The sequence below is a fragment of the Cellvibrio sp. genome, from assembly GCF_039207905.1.
Lineage (GTDB): Bacteria > Pseudomonadota > Gammaproteobacteria > Pseudomonadales > Cellvibrionaceae > Cellvibrio.
Genome location: NZ_JBCECX010000043.1, coordinates 1 through 2,259, shown reverse-complemented (window position 1 = coordinate 2,259; position 2,259 = coordinate 1). Strand labels below are relative to the sequence as shown.

The following is a 2,259-nucleotide window of genomic DNA, read 5'->3' as shown; positions in this document are numbered from 1 at the left end:
AATTGTCCCAATGATTAATTACCCGGTGCTGTAATTTTGGTGCGCTGGCGATTGAAATTTTATCGAGCGATTGTTGTGTTTGAATCAAACGCAATAAATGGAAACTACCGTAAAGCACACCAATATCGGAGTTAGCGGCAATAATGGTGACATTGCGCTTGTTAACTTTTGTACTTTCAATCAAATACCCTTCAGCACCCAAAAGCGACAGGCGTTCGTTCAAATGTAGCGAAGCAATTAAAGGGGAATTTGCAGGTGTACCCACCAACAGCGCATCGGTTGATAAGGTTTTACTGATCGCAAATGGTTTGGCCAGCAATCCACCCAATCCACGCTGCAGCTCGGTAACGGCCACCTGTAAACTGGGCGAATTGCCCTCTACCACAATGTTGCCCAACTGCTGCTGGTAAGACTTGCGAAGCTTTTGATCAACTAAGGGTTGGTAACGCAGCCACATCTCATAGCCGTCTTCAGCCCGGACAGGCGAGCTAAGGCCGAGCACAAGCGTCAATAAAATGAATATTTTGTAAAGAAATATACGGCGCACACCAACCCCCGTGGATTATTTTTAGTTAGCATCTTATAGTCATTGCAAATATATCACTGGTATACAAGAATACACATTCAATAAATGTAAAGGATGACCAACAGTAAATCAGACTGCAGCTTTAATACAGTACCTGGTCGACCAAAAATGATAAGAACTCCGATAACGCATAATTCACGAGGCTCATCCATGAATATTTCACGCAGGCAATTACTCGCACTAACCGGTGCCACAACGACCGCTATGGCCGCCGCCAAATTACAAGCTGCAGAAAAAGCCAGCACTGCAACAGGTTTAAAAGATGCCTATAAAGATGATTTTTTGATTGGTGCAGCCTTGAGCGCCACCATTATCAAACAACAGGACCCGAAACTGATTGCATTGGTGAATAAAGAGTTTAATTCCATCACGCCGGAAAACTGCATGAAATGGGGCGAGATGCGCAACGAAGACGGCAGTTGGAAATGGCAAGACGCTGATGCTTTTGTCGACTTTGGAACAAAACATAAGTTACACATGGTCGGCCACACGCTCGGCTGGCACAGCCAGATTCCTGACAGCGTTTTTAAAAATAAAGACGGCACTTACATTTCAAAAGCTGAGTTGGCAAAAAGGCAGAAAGAACACATCACCACTATTGTGAGCCGCTACAAAGGTAAACTCGCCGCATGGGATGTAGTCAATGAGGCCGTTGGCGATGACAATAAAATGCGCGATAGTCATTGGTACAAAATCATGGGCGATGACTTTCTGGTGAATGCATTTAATCTCGCTCATGAGATAGATCCCAACGCGCACCTGATGTACAACGATTACAACAATGAGCGCCCGGAAAAACGCCAGGCAACCATCGAAATGATCAAACGTCTACAACAACGCGGAACACCAATTCACGGATTAGGTATGCAGGCGCACATCGGCCTGGAAACCAATATGCAGGATTTTGAGGATAGCATCCTCGCCTACTCTGCACTGGGGCTGAAAGTTCATCTCACCGAATTGGATATTGATGTACTGCCTTCCGTCTGGAATTTGCCAGTTGCTGAAATTTCTACGCGCTTTGAATACAAACCGGAGCGCGATCCTTATATTAAAGGGCTACCAAAAGAGATCGATGAAAAACTCGCAAAAGCCTATGAATCACTTTTTAAAATTCTGCTGAAACACCGCGATAAAATCGACCGTGTTACCTTCTGGGGTGTAAGCGATGATGCCAGCTGGCTCAATGATTTCCCCATCAAGGGCAGAACTAACTATCCACTATTGTTTAATCGTCAACACGAACCAAAAGCAGCTTATTTCCGCCTGTTGGATTTAAAACGCTAGCCATAAAAAAACGGGCGATGTTTGATCGCCCGTTTTTTCCACTCCAGATTACCAATTCATTTTCTGCTTGATAAATGCCGTTAATTTTTCTGCATTCGCTTTGTGCTGGGCAATACGCGGGTGACCGCCGAAGCCGGTAAACTCAAAGAAAATCGTATCCAACTTCTGATCTTTATTTTCTTTTTTCATCCGCTCAACCGCAGTAGTGATGTATCCCGGCCATTTCGGTGTAGCAGTTGCGTCCATGCTGCCCAATGCACAAATAATCTGCGCGTTGGGATATTTAGCGCGCACACTGCGTACAAAATCGATATAGGCTTGTACACGCTGCGCATCCGTTGGCATAGGCTGCAAGCGTTTTTCGCGGTCAACCAACCATGCATCAT

Annotated in this window: 2 protein-coding genes and 1 pseudogene; 1 reads left to right on the top strand and 2 read right to left on the bottom strand. The window is 45.2% G+C overall.

From position 1 onward, the window contains the following. On the bottom strand, positions 1 to 547 hold a 547-nt coding region (locus tag AAGC78_RS19015; protein WP_435785687.1), incomplete at its 3' end, for an alpha-glucuronidase family glycosyl hydrolase. A gap of 189 nt (positions 548 to 736) precedes the next feature. Here AAGC78_RS19015 and AAGC78_RS19010 point away from each other — a divergent pair. Continuing rightward, complete coding sequence (locus AAGC78_RS19010) at positions 737 to 1,873, top strand: endo-1,4-beta-xylanase (RefSeq protein WP_435785686.1); 1,137 nt, start codon at positions 737 to 739, stop codon at positions 1,871 to 1,873. Positions 1,874 to 1,921: 48 nt separating this feature from the next. Here AAGC78_RS19010 and AAGC78_RS19005 read toward each other — a convergent pair. Continuing rightward, positions 1,922 to 2,259: pseudogene (locus AAGC78_RS19005) on the bottom strand (electron transporter RnfD); the annotation flags it as partial.

Bases quoted from the DNA above. Each gene is read 5' to 3' on its own strand.
- AAGC78_RS19010 (WP_435785686.1), top strand. From the start codon at position 737: ATGAATATTTCACGCAGGCAATTACTCGCACTAACCGGTGCCACAACG.